Below are 3,533 nucleotides of genomic sequence, written 5' to 3' on the forward strand. Positions count from 1 at the left end.
GGGGAACTTCTTTGGAAAAAGTTCCCCTCCTCCCCCGAGACAAATCACTCTTCAAGGAGTTCGCATGAAAGGATTGCAGATCGTGGTGCTCGGGTCCATCGTGCCCGACCCGCTCCAGACCCTGGAGCCCATCGTCGGCCCCACCGGCCCGGCGCTCAAGAACGAGATGATGCTGCCCGCGGTGCTCGACCCCTGGGCGGGCCATGCGCTTTACGAGGCCGCCAACCTCGCCAAGAAGGTCGAGGGCAAGGTGTACCTCGTGGCGCTCGGTCCCAAGGCCAAGCTGCAGCAGGTGATGATGAACGTGGCCCAGAAGGTGCCCTTTGAGATCGTGGTGCTCGACGGCCCGGCGGGCGGCTTCACCGACGCCGCGGAGACCGCCGCCGCGCTTGCCGGCGCTGTGGAGAAGATCCCCGGCCTGGACAAGAGCAAGCTGCTGCTTTTCGGCGGCTGGCAGTCTGCCTCTCGCGGCACCGGCGCGGTCTTGCAGATGGTGGGCGAAATGCTCGGCATCACCGACCAGTTCCAGGGCGTGGACGAGATCAACATGGGCGACGACGGCAGCTTCACCGTGCTTGAGCGCATCGAGGGCGGCAGCTACCAGCAGTCTTCCTGCCAGGGCGCCCCGGCGGCGCTGGGCTGGGCCACGGGCAACCTGCCCGAGCCGCCCAACAACCCGCAGGTCGGCATGGCCAACATGCGCTTCATCATGCCCGCGCTGCAGAAGGCCGCCCCGGCCCCGCTGAAGGGCGAGGGCCTGCGCTTCGCCAGTGTGGAAGTGCCCAGCCAGCGCCGCGAGACGCGCATCGTCAAGAACGCCTCGGTGGACGACATCGCCCGCGAGATCGCGGACTGGATCCGGGCTTAAGGCCCGCTTCGAAGGAGCGACAGAATATGAAAGTGCTTTTCCTTGCGCATACGGATGACGGCGGCAGCCTCGGCAAGGCCGCCAGCGAGGCCCTGGGCGCGGCCAAGGCCCTGGGTGGTGATCTGACCGTCGGCCTCTACGGGGCCGAGGTCCAGGCCGCCGCCGACAGCATCGCGGCCTGCGGCGCGGGCAAGTTCCTCGGCGTGGCCGGGGCCGAGTTCGCCACCGCGCGCTACGGCTCCGACGCAGCCGCCTGCGTGGCCCTCGCCAAAGCCGCGGGCGCGGACCTGATCGTCATGCCCGCCACCTCCCGCGCCAGCCGCGTGGCCGCTGGCGTCGCCCAGCGCCTGGGCGCGGCCATCGACACCCGCCTCACCGGCCTCGCGCTGGATGGCGGCAAGGTCGTGGCCACCCGCTGGTTCTACCGCCAGCGCATGGTCGGCAAGATCGAGCGCGACGCCCGCCCCTGGCTCGTCACCGTGGACACGGGCTGCTTCGAGGCCGTGAGCGCCCCTGGTTCCGCCAGCGTCGAGATGCTCTCCGTCACGCCCGCCACGCGCACCCAGGTCACGGGCATCAAGTCCCCGGCGGCCGACGCCCAGACCATCCGTCCCGAGGCCAAGATGCTCCTCGTGGCCGGCGCCGGTTGGGGCAAGTCCCAGCCCGACGGCCAGAAGCACCTGGACGAGGCCAGCCAGCTCATCCTCAGCCTGCTGGCCGCCACCCAGTGCTCGCTCGGCAGCTCCAAGTCCCTGGTGGACCAGAGCGGCGACGGCGGCGCGCTGCCCTTCCTCACCCACATGCACCAGGTGGGGCAGACTGGCTCCACCCCGCGCCACCAGAAGGGCCTGGCCACCTGCTGCCACGGCGAGGAACCCCACGTGGTCGGCTGGCGCTTCATCGGCGAGCGCCGCGCCATCAACCTGGACGCCAGCTGCGGCTGGGCCCAGGGCAAGGCCGACGTGCTCTACGTTGCCGACGCCTTTGCCGTGGTGAACAAGGTCGTGGAGCTGCTGAAGTAGCGCCACGAGCCCAGACGAAACACAACCGCCGGGGCGGGGTCGAAAGATCCTGTCCCGGCGGTTTTTTTGCGCCTCGCGCCCGCGCCCGGACTCCTGCGCGCCCGGACGTGCGTGCTCATTGACAGACCGGGCAATGCCAGCTAGGCCTCGCTCGATCGCAACAATCAATCTCACAAATAGGAGAAATCAATAATGAGCGAGAAAGTCTTGGATTGCCGCGGACTGGCCTGCCCCGGCCCGGTCATGCGCTGCCTGGAGGTCATCGAGCAAGAAGCGCCCGAGAGCTTCGTGGTGCTGCTGAGCGACGCCGCCGCGCAGGAAAACGTGCTGCGGCTGCTCGGCGGCAAGGGCTACAGCGTGGCCACGGCAGAGGCGCCGGACCACACCAAGCTCTTCGTCACGCGCACGGCCCACGTCATGTCCGCCGGGGAGGCCGCCGTCGCCAGCGCCTCGGCCCCCGCCTCGGCCCCCGCCAACGAAAAGGTCACGGTGCTCATCGCCTCCGAAGGCATCGGCGCGGGCAGCGACGAGCTGGGCGGCAAGCTCATGCTGAACTTCCTCGCCACCCTGCCGGAACTCGGAACAAGCCTCTGGCGGGTCATCCTGGTCAACGGCGGCGTAAAGCTGGCCACCACCGGCCACCCCTGCCTGGAAAAGCTCGCGGCCCTGGCCGCAAACGGCGCGCAGGTGCTGGTGTGCGGCACCTGCCTGACCTACTTCGACCTCATGGCCGCCAAGCAGGTGGGCGAAACCACCAACATGCTCGACGTGGTCACCAGCCTGCACCTGGCGGGCAAGGTCATCCGGGCCTAGCGGGCTTGTGGCGCGGGGCCGTCTGCCCGCCGCGGCATCCTAAAGACTTGCCAAAAGGGTGCCCGGCGCGGCAGTATGCCAGAGTGACGAAACCGTGACCGTTCAAGGAGCGCCGCCATGAAAGTATCCCTGGGGGCCAAGACCCTGGCCCAGCCCACGCCCGTTTGGGTGATCGGATCCTACGACACCGCCGGCAAGCCCAACATGATGACCGCCGCCTGGGGGGGCATCTGCTGCTCCGCGCCGCCCTGCCTCGCCGTGTCCGTGCGGGCCGAACGCCACACGTACGCCGGCGTCATGCAACGCAAGGCCTTCACCGTCAGCGTGCCCTCAGAGCGCCACGTGGCCGAAGCCGACTACGTGGGCATGGTCAGCGGCAGCGTGGCGGACAAATTTGCCGTCACCGGGCTCACAGCCGTCAAAAGCGAGCTCGTCTACGCGCCCTACGTCGCGGAGTTCCCGCTCGTCATCGAGTGCAGGCTCCTCCAAGCCCTGGACCTGGGCGCGCACACCCAGTTCATCGGCGAGATCATGGACGTCAAGGCCGATGCCGAGGTGCTCGACGCCGACGGACACGTGGACTTGACCAAGCTCCTGCCGATACTGTTCGCGCCGGGCTCCAGCAAATACTACGGCGTCGGCGCTGCCGTGGCGCAAGGCTTCAGCGTCGGCAAGAAGTTCAGCGGGTAGCGAAGACACCCCAGGGGGCGCCGCCCCCTGGACCCCGCCGAGGGCCGGGAGATGCCTCCGGCGGCCGGTGGCCTGAGGCCCCGGACCCCCCAATGGGGCGGGACAGGGGCGGCGAGGGCGGGCGCGTCGGTTGGACTGGG

General features: G+C 69.1%; 4 protein-coding genes. All 4 read left to right on the top strand.

Going from position 1 to position 3,533, the window contains the following annotated elements; translation table 11 throughout:
• Positions 1-64 precede the first annotated feature (64 nt).
• The 4 genes from RDU24_RS15770 (at position 65) to RDU24_RS15785 (ending at position 3,393) form a co-directional block, all read left to right on the top strand.
• The gene (locus RDU24_RS15770; RefSeq protein ID WP_308736739.1) at positions 65-868 is read left to right on the top strand and encodes an electron transfer flavoprotein subunit beta; all 804 of its coding nucleotides are present in this window, start codon (positions 65-67) and stop codon (positions 866-868) included.
• Between the two features lie 26 nt (positions 869-894).
• A complete protein-coding gene (locus RDU24_RS15775) occupies positions 895-1,890 on the top strand; it encodes an electron transfer flavoprotein subunit alpha/FixB family protein (protein ID WP_308736740.1) in 996 nt (331 codons plus the stop codon).
• 192 nt (positions 1,891-2,082) lie between these two features.
• Positions 2,083-2,703 (top strand): sulfurtransferase-like selenium metabolism protein YedF, encoded by a 621-nt coding sequence (gene yedF / locus RDU24_RS15780; protein ID WP_308736741.1) that lies wholly within the window; start codon positions 2,083-2,085, stop codon positions 2,701-2,703.
• A gap of 117 nt (positions 2,704-2,820) precedes the next feature.
• Positions 2,821-3,393, top strand: coding sequence for a flavin reductase family protein (locus RDU24_RS15785; protein WP_308736742.1), 573 nt, complete (start codon positions 2,821-2,823; stop codon positions 3,391-3,393).
• The last annotated feature ends 140 nt before the right edge of the window (positions 3,394-3,533 follow it).

The organism is Humidesulfovibrio sp. (assembly GCF_031082295.1).
GTDB lineage: Bacteria > Desulfobacterota > Desulfovibrionia > Desulfovibrionales > Desulfovibrionaceae > Humidesulfovibrio.

Bases quoted from the DNA above. Each gene is read 5' to 3' on its own strand.
- RDU24_RS15775 (WP_308736740.1), top strand. From the start codon at position 895: ATGAAAGTGCTTTTCCTTGCGCATACGGATGACGGCGGCAGCCTCGGC.
- RDU24_RS15785 (WP_308736742.1), top strand. From the start codon at position 2,821: ATGAAAGTATCCCTGGGGGCCAAGACCCTGGCCCAGCCCACGCCCGTT.
- yedF (WP_308736741.1), top strand. From the start codon at position 2,083: ATGAGCGAGAAAGTCTTGGATTGCCGCGGACTGGCCTGCCCCGGCCCG.
- RDU24_RS15770 (WP_308736739.1), top strand. From the start codon at position 65: ATGAAAGGATTGCAGATCGTGGTGCTCGGGTCCATCGTGCCCGACCCG.